Annotated in this window: 25 protein-coding genes and 1 pseudogene; all 26 read left to right on the forward strand. The window is 27.6% G+C overall.

The features are described from left to right. The first annotated feature begins 111 nt into the window (after positions 1-111). The 26 genes and pseudogenes from BUA48_RS15715 (at position 112) to BUA48_RS00310 (ending at position 17,984) form a co-directional block, all read left to right on the forward strand. Positions 112-330 (forward strand): hypothetical protein, encoded by a 219-nt coding sequence (locus tag BUA48_RS15715; protein ID WP_341465231.1) that lies wholly within the window; start codon positions 112-114, stop codon positions 328-330. Between the two features lie 27 nt (positions 331-357). Further along, positions 358-882: a GNAT family N-acetyltransferase gene (locus tag BUA48_RS00200; RefSeq protein WP_072828770.1), complete on the forward strand. Its 525-nt coding sequence runs from the start codon at positions 358-360 to the stop codon at positions 880-882. A gap of 31 nt (positions 883-913) precedes the next feature. Continuing rightward, the gene (locus tag BUA48_RS00205; protein ID WP_072828773.1) at positions 914-1,363 is read left to right on the forward strand and encodes a GNAT family N-acetyltransferase; all 450 of its coding nucleotides are present in this window, start codon (positions 914-916) and stop codon (positions 1,361-1,363) included. A gap of 82 nt (positions 1,364-1,445) precedes the next feature. Next, on the forward strand, positions 1,446-1,925 hold the full coding sequence (locus tag BUA48_RS00210; RefSeq protein ID WP_242944277.1) for a GNAT family N-acetyltransferase: 480 nt from the start codon (positions 1,446-1,448) through the stop codon (positions 1,923-1,925). Positions 1,926-2,090: 165 nt separating this feature from the next. Next, positions 2,091-2,522, forward strand: a complete 432-nt coding sequence (locus tag BUA48_RS00215) for an NUDIX hydrolase (RefSeq protein WP_072828779.1) — start codon at positions 2,091-2,093, stop codon at positions 2,520-2,522. A 105-nt stretch (positions 2,523-2,627) separates the two neighbouring features. Further along, a complete protein-coding gene (locus BUA48_RS00220) occupies positions 2,628-3,095 on the forward strand; it encodes an NUDIX domain-containing protein (RefSeq protein ID WP_178138921.1) in 468 nt (155 codons plus the stop codon). Positions 3,096-3,143: 48 nt separating this feature from the next. Next, positions 3,144-3,551: a GNAT family N-acetyltransferase gene (locus BUA48_RS15240; protein WP_242944294.1), complete on the forward strand. Its 408-nt coding sequence runs from the start codon at positions 3,144-3,146 to the stop codon at positions 3,549-3,551. A 56-nt stretch (positions 3,552-3,607) separates the two neighbouring features. Next, on the forward strand, positions 3,608-4,048 hold the full coding sequence (locus tag BUA48_RS00230) for a GNAT family N-acetyltransferase (protein WP_072828785.1): 441 nt from the start codon (positions 3,608-3,610) through the stop codon (positions 4,046-4,048). 472 nt (positions 4,049-4,520) lie between these two features. Next, the gene (locus BUA48_RS00235) at positions 4,521-5,054 is read left to right on the forward strand and encodes a nucleoside-triphosphatase (protein WP_072828788.1); all 534 of its coding nucleotides are present in this window, start codon (positions 4,521-4,523) and stop codon (positions 5,052-5,054) included. A gap of 91 nt (positions 5,055-5,145) precedes the next feature. Beyond that, positions 5,146-5,808, forward strand: a complete 663-nt coding sequence (locus BUA48_RS00240) for a Type 1 glutamine amidotransferase-like domain-containing protein (protein WP_072828791.1) — start codon at positions 5,146-5,148, stop codon at positions 5,806-5,808. Between the two features lie 101 nt (positions 5,809-5,909). Then, complete coding sequence (locus BUA48_RS00245; RefSeq protein ID WP_072828794.1) at positions 5,910-6,920, forward strand: GNAT family N-acetyltransferase; 1,011 nt, start codon at positions 5,910-5,912, stop codon at positions 6,918-6,920. 141 nt (positions 6,921-7,061) lie between these two features. Further along, positions 7,062-7,586 carry an HAD family hydrolase gene (locus BUA48_RS00250; RefSeq protein WP_242944278.1) on the forward strand — a complete coding sequence of 175 codons (525 nt, stop codon included), beginning with the start codon at positions 7,062-7,064 and terminating at the stop codon, positions 7,584-7,586. Next, positions 7,543-8,082 (forward strand): amidohydrolase family protein, encoded by a 540-nt coding sequence (locus BUA48_RS00255; protein ID WP_178138922.1) that lies wholly within the window; start codon positions 7,543-7,545, stop codon positions 8,080-8,082. The genes BUA48_RS00250 and BUA48_RS00255 overlap by 44 nt, the downstream gene beginning before the upstream one ends. A gap of 431 nt (positions 8,083-8,513) precedes the next feature. Beyond that, complete coding sequence (locus BUA48_RS00260; protein ID WP_072828808.1) at positions 8,514-8,960, forward strand: HIT family protein; 447 nt, start codon at positions 8,514-8,516, stop codon at positions 8,958-8,960. Between the two features lie 53 nt (positions 8,961-9,013). Continuing rightward, complete coding sequence (locus BUA48_RS00265; protein ID WP_072828814.1) at positions 9,014-9,925, forward strand: aminoglycoside phosphotransferase family protein; 912 nt, start codon at positions 9,014-9,016, stop codon at positions 9,923-9,925. Positions 9,926-10,153: 228 nt separating this feature from the next. Further along, complete coding sequence (locus tag BUA48_RS00270) at positions 10,154-10,549, forward strand: DUF3796 domain-containing protein (protein ID WP_072828821.1); 396 nt, start codon at positions 10,154-10,156, stop codon at positions 10,547-10,549. Positions 10,550-10,715: 166 nt separating this feature from the next. After that, the gene (locus tag BUA48_RS00275) at positions 10,716-11,282 is read left to right on the forward strand and encodes an HD domain-containing protein (RefSeq protein WP_072828827.1); all 567 of its coding nucleotides are present in this window, start codon (positions 10,716-10,718) and stop codon (positions 11,280-11,282) included. Positions 11,283-11,830: 548 nt separating this feature from the next. Beyond that, positions 11,831-12,730: a GNAT family N-acetyltransferase gene (locus BUA48_RS00280; RefSeq protein WP_242944279.1), complete on the forward strand. Its 900-nt coding sequence runs from the start codon at positions 11,831-11,833 to the stop codon at positions 12,728-12,730. A gap of 368 nt (positions 12,731-13,098) precedes the next feature. Then, positions 13,099-13,275, forward strand: coding sequence for a hypothetical protein (locus tag BUA48_RS15445; RefSeq protein WP_178138923.1), 177 nt, complete (start codon positions 13,099-13,101; stop codon positions 13,273-13,275). Positions 13,276-13,374: 99 nt separating this feature from the next. Next, positions 13,375-13,842, forward strand: coding sequence for a pyridoxamine 5'-phosphate oxidase family protein (locus tag BUA48_RS00285; protein ID WP_072828840.1), 468 nt, complete (start codon positions 13,375-13,377; stop codon positions 13,840-13,842). A 98-nt stretch (positions 13,843-13,940) separates the two neighbouring features. Continuing rightward, a pseudogene (locus tag BUA48_RS15450) lies at positions 13,941-14,081 on the forward strand (ATPase); the annotation flags it as partial. Between the two features lie 105 nt (positions 14,082-14,186). Next, the gene (locus tag BUA48_RS00290) at positions 14,187-14,729 is read left to right on the forward strand and encodes a flavodoxin family protein (protein ID WP_072828845.1); all 543 of its coding nucleotides are present in this window, start codon (positions 14,187-14,189) and stop codon (positions 14,727-14,729) included. 239 nt (positions 14,730-14,968) lie between these two features. Further along, positions 14,969-16,024 carry an alpha/beta fold hydrolase gene (locus BUA48_RS00295; protein WP_242944280.1) on the forward strand — a complete coding sequence of 352 codons (1,056 nt, stop codon included), beginning with the start codon at positions 14,969-14,971 and terminating at the stop codon, positions 16,022-16,024. A 385-nt stretch (positions 16,025-16,409) separates the two neighbouring features. Continuing rightward, positions 16,410-16,703: a hypothetical protein gene (locus tag BUA48_RS00300; protein ID WP_072828851.1), complete on the forward strand. Its 294-nt coding sequence runs from the start codon at positions 16,410-16,412 to the stop codon at positions 16,701-16,703. 329 nt (positions 16,704-17,032) lie between these two features. Further along, positions 17,033-17,557: a GNAT family N-acetyltransferase gene (locus BUA48_RS00305; RefSeq protein WP_242944295.1), complete on the forward strand. Its 525-nt coding sequence runs from the start codon at positions 17,033-17,035 to the stop codon at positions 17,555-17,557. 199 nt (positions 17,558-17,756) lie between these two features. Then, entirely contained in the window at positions 17,757-17,984 is a 228-nt protein-coding gene (locus BUA48_RS00310) for a YibE/F family protein (RefSeq protein ID WP_084665977.1), read from the forward strand. Positions 17,985-18,247 lie beyond the last annotated feature (263 nt).

Here is an 18,247-nt window from a genome sequence, read left to right on the forward strand (position 1 = left end):
AAGATCAGTGATTTGGGTCTGAATGAGATGCAAGAAATTTAAAAGCAATTACAGGAAAAATATAAGTATAAATGGGGTGGATTATCACCAGATAAATGGCGTAATCAATTATTGTGGTTAATGATTGAGGTAGGTGAAGTTGCTGATATAATTAAGAAAAAAGGCGATAATCACATTATGAATGATGAAGAAACTAGAAATCATTTTTTAGAAGAGTTAAGTGATGTATTAATGTACTTTAACGATGTAATGCTTTGTTATTCTATTTCACCTGAAGAATTAAAGAATGTATATTTACAAAAGCATAATAAAAATATTGAATGTTGGTAAATTCAAATTTAAGGAAGTGAGAGATATATGCTTGAATTAATCCCCAGAAATCCTTCATACATGAAAGGATATAAAGAATACTGCCAAGAATTCTGGGATAACAATATTACGTGGTTCAAACCGACTAATCCTATAAATATTGATGCAAACTGGTTTGAACGAACAGCTGACTGGTATTCAAAAAAGGAAAAGGGACTTATTCAGGGATGTGCAAAAAGTTTTCATTATTGGGCAGTTGATGATGATAAATTCATTGGTGAATTTCAGTTACGTCCAGAGCTTGATGATGAGTTAATGATGGGAATTGGAAGCGTTGGTTATTCTGTTCGTGTATCTGAATGGGGAAAAGGTTACGGAAAGGAAATATTGAAACAAGGACTGGAGATTGCCAAGGAATTTCACCTTGAAAGAGTTTTACTCACAATTAATGATGATAATGTTGTATCAAGTCATATATGTGAAATGTGTGGCGGTAGATTGATGGATAAAGTAACTGTAGAAACGGAAGATGAAGGGGTTCATGTCAAGCGAAGATATTGGATATACCTTTAGTATGAAAATTTATATTTTGAGGAGAAAATTTATGAAGATAGTTAAGTTTAATCTAGAAGATAAAAATGAATTGATTGAGTTAGATAAAGAATGTTTTGGAGAGAATTGCTGGAACAATGAGCTATGGAGCGAAATTTTAGAGGACTTAGAACATAATATTATTTATTTAGTTAAACAAAGTAAAGAAATAATTGCATATTTAATGGTTTTCAATTGGGGACAAGAAAAAAATTACGTTAAAATTACTAGCATAGGAACTAAAAGTTCTTTTAGAGGACAAGGATTAGCACATAAATTAATTCAAACAATGATAGAGGATATGAAGAAAGAGGGAATGAGGGACTTTAGAGGAGAGACAAGAGTTACAAACTATCCAATGCAAAAGGTATTTAGTGATTTTAATTTCAGATGTGTAGAAACTTTTAAAGAATATTATGATAACCCTACGGAAGATGCATTGAGATATCATTTGAATATCTAAATATATTTAACATTATAAAACAGAGTGAAAAATAGGAATTTGTCGTTGAGGCTACTAGATTAATAATGAAGGAGAAGTTATTTTGGATACAGATAGGTGCATAGTAGAAAATTTAAAACAAGATGATTATGATGATGTAAAACTATTGTATTTAGATAAGAAAGTTAGAGAATTCCTTGGTGGAGTAGTTTCAGAGGCAAGATATAATAGTAGCTTTAAAGAGATGATAAATCATAATGAAGATTCGTTATATTGGGTTATACGATTAAAAAATACTAATGATTTTATTGGATTAGTTTCGATAGATACACATCATGATGGAGTTTATAAGGAACTTTCATATCAATTTTTACCAAGTTATTGGGGAAAAGGTTATGCTTTAGAAGTTATCAAAGAAATTCTAAGTGCTATATCTAGAGAGTTAACTATTACTAATGTTATATCTGAAACTCAAGTGGCTAACAAGGCATCATGTAGACTTTTAAATAACTTAGGCATGAAAGTGGTAGGCAAAGTATATAGGTTTAATAAGGAGCAATATATATTTTCACTAAAACTGTGATTTAGTGTACTAATTGATAAATTCCAATTTAGAGAATAGATTTTAGTAAGACAATGAAATTTGATAAACAATTGTTAGAAATTACGATGCAGTTTACTTTTGAAACTGCTCGATAAATAGTTATTTGTCGTAAGGAATTATAGCAATATAGATTGGAGGAAATTTATGCTTAAAGTTAATTTTTATGAGTTAAATAGTATTGAAGATAATAAATTAGCATTTGCAGTAATAATGTCTAAGTTTAAAGATAAGTGGATTTATGTAAAACATAAGGAAAGGTGTACATGGGAAATTCCAGGAGGACATAGGGAAAATAATGAATCTATTATAGAAACTGCATCTAGAGAATTATTTGAAGAAACTGGAGCAAATAAGTTTAAGTTAACACCAGTATGTATTTATGCTGTAGAAAGAAATGAAGAAGTAAATTATACAGAATCTTTTGGACAACTTTTCTATGCAGAAATTGAGTGTATTAATGAACTGCCAGAGTTTGAAATAGAAACAATAAAATTATTTAATGAAGTACCCAATGAATTAACATATCCTTTAATTCAGCCATACTTACATGAAAAGGTATTAGAATTTATTAGTTAGTAACGTACCTTATAAGTTCTAATTTGTAGAGTAGAGTTTGTGAACAATTATTAATATTAAGCGAACTAAAAATTTTATTTATTTTAAGGAAGAAGGTTAATTGTTTTGATAAAATTACGAAACACTGCTAAAGCCATAATTATTCAAGATAATAAGATACTATTTGTAAAATATATTTCAAAAAGAACTGGAATTACATACTATGTATTACCAGGTGGTGGACAAGAAGGTGGTGAAACATTTGTCGATACATTAAAGAGGGAGTGTTTAGAGGAACTTGGGGTTGAAATAGAAGTGGAAAGAATTGCACTTCTTACTGAATATATTGGAAAAAATCATAAATTTGCAGATATACATTCGGAATTGCATCGAATTGAATGTATGTTTTTTTGCTCATTGAAATCTTCTATAGACTTGCACAAAGCCACTAATACTGACACTGACCAAGTAGGATTTGAATGGATTGCTTTTGATGAAATGAAAGATAAAACTGTGTATCCTGAAGCCTTAAAAAGAGTTTTTGACAAACAAGGAAACATTACAACACCCTTATATTTAGGAGATACATTTTAAAACTGTTAATTCACAATCTAGATAAATTGCGAAGAAAAAAATGAATTAATTGAGTTATATAAAGAATGTTTTGGAGAGAATTGCTGGAATAATGAGCTATGGAGCGAAATTTTAGAAGACTTAGGACATAATATTATTTATTTAGTTAAACAAAGTAATGAAATAATTGCATATTTAATGGTCTTCAATTGGGGACAAGAAAAAAATTACGTTAAAATCACTAGCATAGGAACTAAAAGTTCTTTTAGAGGACAAGGATTAGCACATAAATTAATTGAAACAATGATAGATGATATGAAAAGAGAGGGAATGAGGGATTTTAGAGGAGAGACAAGGGTTACAAAGTATCCAATGCAAAAGGTATTTAGTGATTTTAATTTCAGATGTGTAGAAACTTTTAAAGAATATTATGATAACACTATGGAAGATGCATTGAGATATAATTTAAATATCTAAATATATTTAACATTATAAAACAGAGTGAAAAATAGGAATTTGTGGGGGTAAGCTCTATGAATATAAGAAAAATCACAGGGGACAAAAAAGAATATATTGACTTGTTATTGCTGGCAGACGAACAAGAAAGTATGATAGACAACTATCTTGAACTTGGTGAAATGTTTATTCTGGATGACAATGGGGTAAAAGCTGAATGTGTGATTACCAGAGAAGCGGAGGGCATTTATGAACTCAAAAATATTGCAGTCGTGCCTAATTGCCAACGAAAAGGCTATGGAAAAAGAATGATAGAGTTTCTGTTCTCCTATTACAAAGATTGTAAAACGATGCTTGTTGGAACTGGGGACTGTCATTCGACTCTTTCTTTTTATAATATATGCGGTTTTACAGAATCACACAGAATAAAGAACTTTTTTATAGATAACTATGATCACCCAATATTTGAAGATGGAAACCAACTTGTTGATATGATTTATCTGAAACGAGAGCGATAGTATCTTTATGTGACTTATACATTAAGATAATAGAAAAACATAATTCTATAGGCTTAACAAGTTATGTAGAACCTAAAATTATAAACTATTATAGTAGGGGTTATCTTGGTTTTGATTCTGAAATTATATTAAAAGAATTAAGCAGCGAAATTAACTGGAGTAATATAAAAGATGTTGATTTACTATCGAGAATAGAATTGTTTGATGACTCTAACTTTGGATGTAATTATTCTATTAACAAAAGAATAGTTGAGGAGTCAGTACAATAGAAATAAATAATGTAAAGCGATAAACATAATATTTAAAACACAATCTGATTATAGTAGGAGTCAATTCTTGTATCAAAATAGAACATTGAGAGAATATAAGAAAACTACAAATGTAATATTTAAACTTAACTGTAAGGCTGACAATTAACTAAATTACAGTAAATTATTTGTGCAGTATTATTCTTAATAATAAGGAGAATAAAATGAGGAATATAATATTATTTTCAGGTGAACCTAGAATTGGAAAGACTACCATAATAAAAAAGATTATTCAAATGGTTGGAGAATGCAATTGTATAGGGTTTTATACAGAGGAAGTGAGAAATGATTTTGATAGGATAGGATTTGATTGCGTAAGTTTAGATGGTAAACGACAAAGAATAGCAGATGTTAATTTACAAGGTGGTATTAGAATAGGAAGATATGGTATCAATGTAAAAGCATTTGAGGAGTTTGCATTACAGACTATTAGTAATTATTCTAATAGAAATAAAATAATCATTATAGATGAAATAGGACCTATTCAATTATTATCAACAAAATTTAAACAGGAAATAGGTAATATATTAAGTGGTAACAATTGTGTTATAGGAACAATTTTTTATGATAAACATCCCGATATAGATGAGATAAAAAAACTTCCTGGGATTAAAGTCTATTTAATAACAAGCGAAAATAAAAATACTATTCTAGAAAATATATTTCATAACATACAAGGATTAATTTCGAAAGCATAATATTATTTATTTAGTTAAACAAAGTAATGAATCATTGTATTATAGGATGAAGGATTATGAATTTTAAAAAGTTTTATTGAGGAGGAGTATAATGAATATTTTATTAGATGGACTAGACTTTCATGAATCATGGGCATATAAAGCATTAAAAAATATAATTAAACCTGAGTATAAAATTTGTGTGATCCCTTTTGCCTTTCATGAAGATTGGATAAAGAACGAGGCGGAGTGGAAAAAATCCTATAATAAAATAAGTGGTGAATATTATAAAAATATAGTTACGCCATTTTACACTTATGGAATAGAAGATGATAATGTAACATTGGTTAATTATTTTACAGATAGTTCAGAAGGTGCTAAAACAAAAATTAATTCAGCAGATATAGTCTTTTTTACAGGTGGGTTTCCAAATAAAATAATGAGCAGGTTATTAGAGTTAGACTTGGTTAATACTGTTGAACATCATAGTGGAATAATAATGGGGTGGAGTGCTGGTGCTATGATACAATGCTCGGATTATTATATTTCGCCAGATAAAGATTATCCAGAGTTTATTTATGAAAAAGGATTGAGATGTATAGAAAATTTTGCAGTTGAAGTACACTATAAAAATACTGATTCACAAAAGAAAAGTATTGAAAAATATATAAGAGAAAACAGAAAGATGGTATATACTACACAGAAGCAAAGTGCAATAATCGTAGATAGTGATAAGGTTACATTATTAGGAAATGCAAAAGTTTATAAAATATAAATATAATACAAAATCCAATTTAGAGAATAGATTTTAGTAAGACAATGAAATTTGATAAATAATTGTATTAAATGGGTAAGAAAATGGAGGGGATTTAAACTATGAATCATATGGGTACAAGAGAGATTGCAACTGACCGCTTATTATTAAGAGAATTTAAAGAGTCAGATTGTAAAAATATGTATAAAAATTGGGCAAGTGATGACAGGGTTTCTAAATATGTACTATGGGATACTCATAAGTCTGAGGATGTAACTAAAGAGAGAATAAATAATTGGGTTTCTAAATATGAAAATCCAAGTGTATATAATTGGGCAATAGAACTAAAAGAGATAAATGAGGTTATAGGAAATTTAATAGGACAACCTATTCATGAAAAAGAAATAGTTCAACTTAAACATGATATAAAGGTTAGATGTGTTGTTTTTGACTTATTTGAGACATTACTCCATGATATTAAAGTGGATTTTAACTCTGGATTAGCATATCTTCATAAAAATATTTTATCAAGTGATACTGATGAAGTTGAGTTTTTAGAGTATGCAGGTACCTATTGGAAGGGGTTATATGACAAACGAAGCAAGGACAATTCAGAACTGGCATTTGAAGAGGAACTTTTAGATTTTAAAAATAAGTATGGTTTTAAAGTAGAACATTCAATAGAAGAAATTTTATTTAATTGTGCACTTAAAATTAATACTACGGAGCTGTTTAATGATACCATTTCTACATTAGAGCAACTTAAGGCATTAGAAATTCCAGTATATTTATTAAGTAATTCAATATTCAAAAGGAATATCATGGAGAGATTTATCAACCAGTATGACTTAGAAAAATATTTTGTTAATATACATTTTAGTGCTGATTATAAGATTAGGAAACCTCATGAAGGTTTATTTAAAATAGTATTTGATGATATCCAAAGGTATGACGCTACTATTGAGAGGCAGGAAGTTTACTTTGTTGGTGATAATTTTAAAGCAGATGCTTTAGGAGCTAAGAATTTTGGGTTCACACCGGTTTTTTTAAATCGTAAAGATGATTGTAGTATTAATAAGGAAAGTTTTATTGAGATTAAAAACCTAAATGGATTGTTGGAGATAATTAGTTGAAGTATAAGTTATACAGTGAATGCTAGAAATTTCGTGATTAAATTAAATTTAATGAATATCCTTAATATAATATGATCATTAAATAGAAACTTGTAAAATTGAAAGGAAAAGTTCTTGATGATAAAAGGAGTAATTTTTGATATGTATGAAACACTAATAACTCTTCATCAAAGTCCACTATATTTTGGTACACAAATGGCTATAGATGCTGATATATCAGAAGAGGAATTTCAATCATTATGGAAACCGAGAGAGTATGACATAACTGTGGGAAAAATCACTTTGGAAGAAATATTAGAATTTATTCTTAAAGAAAAACGATGTTATTCTGAAAAATTATTTAATAAAATCGTGGAGAAAAGGAAAATATCAAAAAAAGAATGTTTCAAATATCTTCATCCTGAGATTATTCCAATGTTAAATGAATTAAAGAAAAGAGAAATTTGTATAGGATTGATAAGTAATTGTTTTTCGGAAGAGGTTGAGGCAATGAAAAATAGTGAACTGTTTCCATATTTTGATGCTACATATCTTTCTTTTGAGCAAGGTTTGCAAAAGCCAGAAAAAGAAATGTTTTTTAGATGTATAGATAAGTTATCAGTATCTGCTGATGAATGTATATATGTTGGAGATGGCGGTAGTTTGGAATTGGAAACTGATTTCTAAAATGGAAGGATTTTATACTCCTAAAGGTTTTAAAATAATTAAATTACATCAATGTTGGACTCCATTTGATATTTCTTCTAATGAAAGCATTGAAATAATTAAGTGGGCAACGAATAAAAATCTACCTATTTTTATTCATCTTTTCTCTGATAATCAAGTAAAAAAATTTATAAAAATTGCAAATAGCTTTGCAGACACAACATTTATAATTGCACATATGATTGGTTTTAAGACCATGAGTACTATTCTTAAAAATAAAAATGTATATTTTGACATATCAGCTCCACAACTTTACTCAGAAGACATACTAAAAAGTGCAATTAACACAGTAGGTTGTGATAGGTTGATTTTAGGTTCTGACTCGCCTTATGGTAGAGATAATGTTGAAAAGAATATTAAAAGGTTAAATAAATTACTGCTTACAGAAAATCAGATTAAAAGCATCTGCGGAGAAAATATCATCAGAATATTACAACTAAAAAAGATAAATCAATAACTCCCAATCTTAATATTTAGTGAAACAAAGCAATTGAATAATTGCATACTTAATGATATTCAATTGGGGACAAGAAAAAAATTACGTTAAAATCACTAATATAGGAACTAAAAGTTTTTTTAGAGGGCAAGGATTAGCTCATAAATTAATTTAAACAATGATAGAGGATATGAAGAAATAGGGAATGAGGGACTTTATAGGAGAAACAAGGGTTACAAACTATCCAATGCAAAAGGTATTTAGTGATTTTAAATTCAGAAGTGTATAAACTTTAAGGGCTTATTATGATAATCATACTTAATATGCATTGAGATATCATATAAATATCTAAATATATTTATAGTTATAAACCATAGTGGAAAATAGGAATTTGACACTTGGATTATATAAGATAAGAATTAAACATAATAATTTTTTTAGGAGGATATAAAATGAGATGTAAAATGTGTGAAAGCCAAGAAAACATAAAGGATGACCCATATTTTATTATGGAACTTGAAACAGGGTATGTAATTTTAGGATGGTTTCAGAGATTTAAGGGATATACTGTGTTTAATTGTAAGGAGCATGGTCCTGAATTGCATAATTTAGAACCTTCTTTTAAGATTAAACATCTTGAAGAAATGTCAATAGTAGCTGAAGCTATTTCTAATATATTTAAGCCTGATAAGATGAATTATGAGTTATTAGGAAATGGGTGTCCTCATATTCATTGGCATTTATATCCGAGAGTAAAGGGGGATACTCCTATAATTAGCTCCGTATATCAATTGTCCAATGAGGAGTTATTTGATGAGTCTACAAGACCAAGTGAGGAACTAAGAACCGAAATGAAAGAAAAGATTAAAAATGAAATCATTAGATTACTTTCAAGATAACAATTGAGTACAAGCAATTAGTAATAATGCTTATATGATGGAGAGGTCTTATAGTGAATTATACTGAAAAAGACGTGGAAAATATATTAAGTGAAGTAATGGTAAATGAAAAATTCACCATTACAGCAGTTGGCAATCATAGTATAGGTAGACATTTAGTATATAAAATTTATACAGGTAACAGCAAATATATTTTTAAGATATATTATATAAAAGGCAAGCGTATAAGAGAGATAAACTCATTGAATATATTACAAAACAGTGGGGCTAGAGTACCTAAGGTAATAAAATATGGTGAATATCATGGTCATAATTGGATGATAAGTGAGTATATAGATGGGGTTGTTCTAGAAGGCATATTTCCCAACCTAGATAAAGAAAATACATTATCTATATTTAAGGAATTAGGTGAATTCTTAGGTAAAATACATTCACATATGATTTTTGATTACGCAGCTAACTGGGATGAAAAAATAAAAGCTGATAACTTTAAAAATTATAAGATTAAAAAGTTTGAAGAAAGAATAAAAGAAATAGAAAATCAAGATTTACCAGATAAGAATCTATTATTTAAAGCTGTAGCTATTATTAAGGAACATTATAAAGAGCTATTTAGTCCTACTAAATTCAGATTAACACATAATGATTTTGATGGTAGAAATGTATTAGTTGAAGAGAGGGCTGGAATTTATAAAGTAAAAGCAATAATAGATTTCGAGCAAAGTTACCCTGATAATTGTGAGAATGATCTAGCTAATTTATATTTCAAATATTTTATTGAAAACAAAGAGTACGAGAAGTATTTTATGGATGAATATTGCTTATATATGAAAATTGATGAAGATTTTCATAGAAAATTAAAGTATTATTTAATACTTATGGTAATAGAACACTGTAGTTGGTCATATGAAAAAGCAAATGATTACTACAGTGAAAACATCGAATTCTTAAAGAAACTTTTATAGATAGGTATCTTTTTAAAATGTCTTAGTGAGCTAAAACTAAGCATTTTTTATGATAAAAGTGGATATCAAAGCTATGATTAAGGAATTTAAGACAAGAGTATTGATAGTTCTATAAAGTTAATTATTTTTATATTTTATGGGATTGAATTTCCGATTTATATATAATGAAAATATATAGCATTTAAAAGTTATATTAAGATATAAATTTACAATTGAGGGATGATAGATATGAATATATTAAATAGTGATACAATAAAAATTAAGTCTTGGATGGGGTGTTTAGGCTTTTTAGGATTTTTGGGTCCAATAGTTTACTATATCTCTAAAAATACCACTGCTTTTCTCTTTGAAGTATTCTTTGCATTTTTTGCATTGTATTGGGAGGGAAAGTTTTCAACTAACATTAAAGATGAAAAGTTTATTTATAATAAATTGCGTGCTGGTGATATGAGTGGAAAATTTGGTTTAGTTGGAGTAATAATAATTATCTTTAATGCATTTACTAATCCAAGTATTGAAGGGAGATATACATATTTGATTATGTGTCTACCAATAATATTATCAGTACAAATAATAGCAAGATCTTTTTTGTTGTATAAGTACGAAAAAAAGATTCAACGTTAACAAGATATTTAAAAACAAAGTGGACAAATAGGACTATTTGTTCATTTTTATATACTCCATTATCAACCTTTATTTAAAACAGAGACTAATTTTAATATAAGTTCTAATGTAGGGCCTTAAAGGACCATTAATAAATTGATTTAGTATGAAAAAAGGAGGGAATATAATGGAAGATAATATGATTGAACAAATAAAATTGGAAGTAAGAAATAGATGCGAAAATCCTAGCAATTTCTTTGGATCTGGAATTTATGAACATATAGAAAGTGTTGCAAAACATGCTGTTGAACTTGCTAAGCATTATAATGCTGATGTTGAGATATGTGAAGTTGCAGGATGGTTGCATGATATTGCATCAATTACAGATTATAAGCTGTATAAGGAACATCATATTTACGGGGCAGATATAGCAGAGGGGATTCTCAATTCTTTTAATTATCCAAAAGACAAAATTGAATTAGTAAAGTTATGCATATTAAATCATAGAGGTAGCGTGCTTAAAGAAAAAACAACAAAGGAAGAGATTAGTGTAGCAGATGCAGATGCTATTTCTCATTACGATACTTTGCCATCTCTATTTTATTTAGCATTTGTTCAAAGAAAACTTAATATTGATGATGGGGTTACATTTGTTAGAAATAAGCTTGAGAGAAGTTATAATAAGATGTCATGCGAGAGTAAAGAGTACTATAAAGATAAAATGGAATTAATATTAAGTATACTGTCAAACTAGAAAACAAAATGAGTTTTTAAGTATAGTCTCGCAATGCTGTTGCAAGTTACTAAATTTAAAAGTAAAGAAGAATTACGAAGCTATATGTATGATAGTCTAGCAAAATTTTGAGAGGGAACAGAAAGTGGTCATGGAATATCAGTAATGGAAAATGATAAGTTGATGCAACGATAAAATAAGAGTTACATGTAAATAGTTTATAGTCTTAGCCAAGTAAAATTAATTGCTAGGACTATTTTACTCTTTGCTAATAAGTTGAAAATAATATATAATATATGGTAATTAACAAATCATTTACATATAAAAGTATATTGCTTAGGAAATAATAGATAAATAGAAACCTATCCATTGAATTTAATTATTATAGTATATTATGAGATAATTCTAAAATATTGAGTTCTAACAATAAAAATTCCTAGATTGAGTAAGAAATTTAATTAAAAAGTTAAGTTGATTTATAAAGATAATATTGAAGAGTATTTATTGGAGTGGTTAAATGCTATTAATTACGTGTATTGATTTGAAAATAGGGGGGAATTATTATGCATATGGAAAAAATTATTAACTTAGGGGATAATATAAAGTTGGTTTATCAAGAACCAGAGGTATTTTCTAAATATCATGGGGTGTATTATGGTCAAAAGTATGGAAATTATTATTTTAGAAATTCACCATCTATAATGATTGAAAAAGCAAAATATATAGATTCAGGGTATTTTATTTTAAAAGATAACAACATAGTAGGAGGAGTGTTTTTAAAACCTAATTTCATGACTGACTTATTTGTTGTACCACCATATGATGACTATGGATATTTATTAGAGAAAATATTAGGATATTTAAAAGTAATCTCTAAAAAGGAAGAAAATATAGAAATTCAAGAAGTCATTGAGGAGTATGTACCTTTATATGAAAGTAAGGGATGTGTACTTTTTGAAAGAGGATTTTGGATGATTAGACCAACTGAACCTATGAACTGTACTCTTCCAGAAGGATTTGTAGCTAAAGATTTAGATATGGAATATAAAGAAGATATTGCAGATTTACTTGTAGAAGCATACACAGCTAATCCAATATTTGAATCAGTTGCAACTAAGGCAGAATACATAAAGCATGTAGAGGAAGCAGTTGAATATAGCAAAGTTAATAGTTCACTTTATAATGCCACAAAGATAGTAATTGATAAAGAGACAAATATGGTAGTAGGAACTTGCTTGCATATGGAATTTGAAGGAGTACCATTAATTATGAGTTTTGCTGTTAGACCAAAGTATCAAGGTAAGGGAATAGGAAGTTACTTAATTAAAAATTCCATAGATAGTACAAGCAGTGAGTATAAAGCAACTAGACTTTATGTTTACTATAATAATTCAGCAATTAAAGTTTATGAGCATTATGGCTTTATCAAAAATAAAACTTTAAATGATATGCATTTAGTAAATAATTAATCTAGAGGTATTTTTGAAAAAATAGCAATATAAATTAATTTAAAAAGGGACTTATATAGTTCCTTTTTTTATATAAAATCAAAGTTAGTTTTAAAAGGTTATGAATTTTGAATATTGATATATACGGTGAATTAAAATAAAAGCTTTAAATTTTACCCTTATAAATTAGTAATAAAGAGTTTTATAAATAAAGTAATTAAAGTTAGAAGTAATTATAATTTAGATGGAAAATTTATGATATTATATAGAATATAATAAGAAATTAAGTAGTGAAACCTTAATATTTTAAAAGGACTTTATAGATATTTAAATAAAAGTACAAAATAATTTATAGAGAATAAAAAGGTACTTATATTGTAGTATCTACTATGCTGCTATATTATGTTATAGGGTATTTTTTAAAAACCGATATCCTTAACGCTATTACACCTAGAAGAAATGGTGTTACTTTTAGCTTCATAGGAGTAGCTTTATTGTTAATTACATCTTTAGCAATTTCATATATAGTTGAAAAGTTTAGAAAGAATAAAAAAGATAAAAATTAATTTTAATATTTATAAAGTTAATTTTTATATTAAATAATGATGTAATAAAAGCTAAAACAGGGCTAGATATAGAAAAATTAAAAGGAGATGAAGAATATTATGAGAAGAAAAGACAGAGAAGTACTGGAATATAGCAAAATGATAGAAATTATGAAAAAATGCGACTGCTGTAGACTTGGATTCAATGATGAAAAAGGTGTATATATAGTTCCAATGAATTTTGCTGTTAAGGAGAATAAAGATGAGATAGTTTTATATTTTCACAGTGCGGCAGAAGGAAAGAAAATTGAATTAATAAAAGAGCAAAAGTATGCTGGATTTGAAATGGATACAAAACATGAATTGGTAGAAGGTAAAGTTGCATGTGGATATTCATTTTTATATCAAAGCATAATTGGAAGTGGAGAAGTTTCATTAGTAGATAATGCAGAAGAGAAAATTAATGGTTTACAATGCATTATGGAGCATTACAGTAATAAGAGTGATTGGAATATAACAGAGGCAATGGTTAAGAAGTTAGCTATAATTAAGCTTGTTGTTAAAGAATGGGCATGTAAGGAACATTAATATATAAAATACCAATTATTTGATTTAAGTGAGATAATATCTCTAATCTTTGTATTAATAGATATAAGACTTGCAAATGAAAGTTATAGGTAAGTAGTATGAAGAAATACACTATATTTGCAGGAGTTAATGGAGTAGGTAAAACTTCTATATATAAATCTATTTATTACAAAGAAAATATAGATGAAAAGGTTGCAAGGATAGGTTCTTGGCAGGATAATAATATTCAAAGGAAATCTAAAAAGGTTTCCTTTTTATTTTTTAAAATATAAGGTATAATTATATATAAATGGAAAAAGCAAGGTTTATCAATATTTTTATAATATATAATGGAAGGTGGGAGCATGAAAATATTACTGATTAATTTTAGTAGTCGTAAGCTTGGCAATTGTAATTCAATTACTAAGTTTATTGAAGATAATCTTAAGGATGAAATAAAGATTATCTCATTTTCATCTTTGAGCATTAAATCCTGTGGTGATTGTAACTATGAATGTTTTAATAAAAGATTAGACTGTCCTTTTATTAGTGATGATGCCTATGAAATTTATGAAGAAATTTTAAAATCAGAGTTAGTGTATTTTATTGTACCTAATTATTGTGATTATCCTTGCTCAAATTTTTTTAAGTTTAATGAAAGAAGTCTGTGTTATTTTTCTGGAATGAGCAATTTACTAGAAAAATATGAATCTATAAATAAAAGATATATTGTTATTAGTAATACGGAAAAAGATAATTTTATTAAGGTATTTAACTATCATTCAAGTAGCCAACCTCAAGCCTTATTTTTAAGCTCTAAGTCTGTAAATAAGAGAAGTATTGATGGTGATTTATTAGAGTCTCAAGAAATTAAAAGTAAAATTTTAAGCTTTATAGAAAACAAATAATTTAAATATATTTTTGATTATAAATAAGAATTTATTTATAAAGAACAAGTGAGATTTATATAAGAATACATAAGTTTGATTTAGATAATATAGGGTAAAAGAGAAAGTTAAATTAAAACACATAACTAATTTATGGAAAAACAACACATCTATTAGGCAAAGGATAACTTATAACTAAGCTTTTCAATTAATTTATTATTTTTATTAATAGCATTTATGTAGTAGAAGGGGGAAGAGATTTGATAGAATCTCAAAAATCAAAACATAAGATATTAAGGTCGATTAAGTATATATTAGTTGGCATTATTGTAATTGTGGCTATTCAGTTTTTTAAACCTACGTGGACTACTAATATAATAGGAGAAAGAAGCATTAACGAATTACGAAAATTAAAGGTAAATGGAATAGAATTAGAAACAATGATTAGGGGGTATGACAAGGATAATCCAATTATCATTTTTGTGCATGGAGGACCTTGCTGCTCAGAAATACCTTATGCTAGAAAGTACCAGGATTTATTAGAAAAAGATTTTACAGTTGTCAATTATGATCAAAGAGGTAGTGGGAAATCTTATGAGGTTGGCAAAGATTATTCAAATGTCAATGCTAATACTCATGTAGGGGATTTAATTGAACTTACAAAAAATATAGAACAATACTTAGGTCAAGATAAAGTAATTTTGATAGGACATTCATATGGAACTTATTTAGCAACAAGAGCAGTAAGTCAAGAACCTGAATTATATAGAGCTTATGTTGGGATAGGGCAAGTATCAAATATGGTTGAAGGTGAATTAGATAGTTTAGATAAATGTGTAGAGGCAGCTAAGTTAAAGGAAGATAAAGAAGCTTACGAATATCTAGAAAGTATTAGAAAAAACATTGAAAGTGGGGATATGATTACTCCTCGTGAATATATTAGAAAATATAATTTTGCAGCAAGAAATATTGATGAAAACGGAGATTATTTTAAAGGATTTTTATTTGGACCTGAATACAACTGGGGAGATGCAGTACGCTTTTATAGTGCTAGTTCTAAGTATCAGCAAGGATTGATTAAGGAAGTGGTAGATAAGCCAATAACAGAACTTGTGAAAACCATAGATGTACCAGTGTATTTTCTTATGGGTAAGCATGATGGTATGACTTCACCTAAAATTGCAGAGAAGTATCTTAATAGTTTAGATGTAAAAGCAGAAAAGCAAATGGTTATATTTGAGGATTCGGCACATTATCCACAGTTTGAGGAAAAGGAAAAGTTCTATAAATGGATGTGTGATACATTTTTAAAATAAATTTGATTTAGATAATATAGAGTAAAATATGAAATTAAATTAAAAACACATAAGTAATTTATGAGAATACAACACATCTATTAGGCAAAGGACAACTTATAACTAAGCTTTTCAAGTAATTTATTATTTAAAGTTATTTTAAAATTTTAAATTAAGGTCTTTCAATACGTTTATTCAAAAGGGGAGAAATTACAAGTGAACAATGATGATTTAATAATAGTCATAGATAATATAGACAAAAAAGACTTTTGGCGTGAAACTATGATAAAGATGTAGAGATGCTTAAGGATGCAAGGTATGTTGAGAACTTTAGTGAAAAAATAAATTTTAAAGAAAACTCAAAATCAGAAAAAACAAATTAATAGCAAGTAGCATTTTTATTGAGATGAATGATAAAGCAATCTATTTAATTCAGCATTTTAGTTGGGAAAATGGAGGTTCTTACTGGAGAGATGAAATCTCAGTTTCTGCAATATTAGATTTAAAACTTATAAGTGGAAAATTGTTATACGAAAATGAAGGGGTAACATATATTGCAGACATGCCCCAATTAAATGATGGAATAACCACAACTAGTAATTTTTTTGGACACGTGCTTAGAGATAATAAAATTATTGAAAGAGTCAATTATCCATTTAATTCTAAGCAGCAAAGAGGATATATGTTTTGTTTTCAATGAAAAGAGAAGTATTAAATGATTTAAAGTTATGTTGTGTAGTATGCAATATTCCTAAGAAATATTTAACGGATATAATATGAGGTGAGGGAAGTAATATTTTAAGAAGTTTTTCACAGGGGACAAAAGTATGTATTGAATTATTAACATATTTAATTAATCTATCAAAGTTTAATGTAGGAGATAAATTAGTTATTTTAGCAGGAACATTGAAAGGTGCAGATACAGCTATTTCTTTTAAAGTGAAAAAAATAAAAAGTTTAAAGTCTTAAACATCATAGGGTTTCCACAAAATCAATAAATATTTAATGGTTAAGGAGGAGAGAATTTTGGTGAAAAACATAAAAACCAATAATTTAATAATTAGAGAGGCAATGGTAGAAGATGCTGATGAGATTCGTATATTAGCAAAACAAGTAATGGGAGAAGTTATATTTTTTTCAAAGGAACCAGAAGAGTTTAAAGTAACAATTGAGCAAGAGGAAGAATATATAAGAAAAACTTCATTAATTTTAGTTGTTGAAATAGATGGCAAAATAGTTGGATGTGCGACTTTACAAAAAGGTGGTTCTGCTAGAACTAAACATGTTGCATTATTTGGAATAACAATTTTAAAAGAATATACTGGGCTTAAGTTAGGAAGTTTGTTAATGAAAAAAGTAATAGAATGGGCAGAAAAAAATGAAGTTGAAAAGATTGAATTAGAGGTTTTTGCTGAAAATATACCTGCAATAAAACTTTATGAAAAATTTGGGTTTGTTGTTGAAGGAAGAAAAGTTAAGAGCATAAAAGTTAAGGATAGGTATATAGATATGTTGCTTTTAGGCAAGTTTATTGTAGGTAGAAAAATATTTTAGAAAGATGCTAAGCAGTCGTAGTCAAAAGAGTTACATAACTTGGGAGAAATTTAAGAATATCAAAGAGAAATTTCCGCTATTGAAACCGAAGATTTCAATTCAGTTTAGGAAAATGAAATCCTATGCAATACTGTAAATCAACTATTGAATAGCCCGGTGCGGGAAATCCGCACGCTAATGTCATGAAGCTAAAATATAAATGTCCAATACATTAATATTAGCCTTTACAGGAGGATCTATTAATACCTTAGTTTTTATATATGCCTATAATATGAAATACAATCAAGTTATAAACATGTACTCAGTAGGAATTGAGATAATGCAAGGAATCTCAGGCAGTATAGGAATAATATTAACAGTTCCATTAGTATCTATAGTTACTTCAGTTTTATTAAGTAGAAAAAATGATGCTTTAAATAAATTGTAAGTTTATATTAGAGTAGTTAAAATGAAGCTAGAAAGTAATAAGATAAAACTTTTAAATATAAAGAGTGTATTTTTAGTTTAATTAAATATATAAAGCTTAGTTATAAAAATTATTGAATTAAGATAGGTGGAGGAAATCTAATAAGGTTTCCTTTTTATTTTTGTAAATATAAGATATAATTTTACATAAATGGTTATATAGAGATTCATAGCCTAGAGAAGCTTATTAAGGATGAGAATATTAGTTTAATGATTCAGGACATA

This window comes from Clostridium collagenovorans DSM 3089, assembly GCF_900130005.1.
Lineage (GTDB): Bacteria > Bacillota > Clostridia > Clostridiales > Clostridiaceae > Clostridium_D > Clostridium_D collagenovorans.